This window comes from Pseudoduganella aquatica, assembly GCF_009857595.1.
GTDB classification, from domain to species: Bacteria; Pseudomonadota; Gammaproteobacteria; order Burkholderiales; family Burkholderiaceae_D; genus Rugamonas; species Rugamonas aquatica_A.
In genome coordinates, this window is record NZ_WWCU01000115.1 from 1 (window position 1) to 638 (window position 638).

The window sequence follows — 638 nt, forward strand, 5'->3', positions numbered from 1 at the left end:
GGCCGCCGCCGCGCCGCGCCCGCAGCTGGCGTCGGCCGCGCCGGCGCGCCATTGCATCAGCGTCATCAACGGCCTGCACAGCAGCCGGGAATGCCTGTGAGGCCCGCCATGAAGACCTTGTCCATCCTGACGCTGGCCTGCTGCGTCCAGCAGGCGCTGGCGGCGCCCGCCGGCGAAGGGCCGCGCTGCTCGGGCGAGACGCCGGCCCAGCACAGCCTGGCGCTGCAGCCGGGCAAGTCCACCCTGCTGCGCCTGCCCGAGCCGGTGGCCAGCCGCAGCATAGGCAACCCGGCGGTGGCGCAAGCCATGCTGGTGGCGCCGGACACGCTCTACCTGGCCGGCGTGGATATCGGCAGCACCAATATGGTGGTGCAGGGCAAGAGCGGCAAATGCAGTTTGATCGAGCTGGTGGTGGGCATGGACGTGGCCGGCCTGAAAGGCACGCTGGCCGAGCTGCTGCCGCAGGAGAAAAACATCCGCGTGACGGCGGCCGGCGACGCGCTGGTGCTGAGCGGCACGGTGGACGACGGCGCCACGCTGGTGCAGGTGCTGGAGCTGGCGCAGGCCTATGTGCGCCGGCCGGTGCAGCCGCTGGCCGTCGCGCGCGCGGCCGAGGAAAAGGGGGCGCAGTCCGCGCC

Annotated in this window: 1 protein-coding gene; it reads left to right on the forward strand. The window is 72.9% G+C overall.

Annotated features, from left to right (window positions below; genetic code table 11):
- Positions 1-108: 108 nt before the first annotated feature.
- Positions 109-638 (forward strand): pilus assembly protein N-terminal domain-containing protein (locus GTP77_RS29805; protein ID WP_229202439.1); only part of this gene is annotated, 530 nt, incomplete at its 3' end.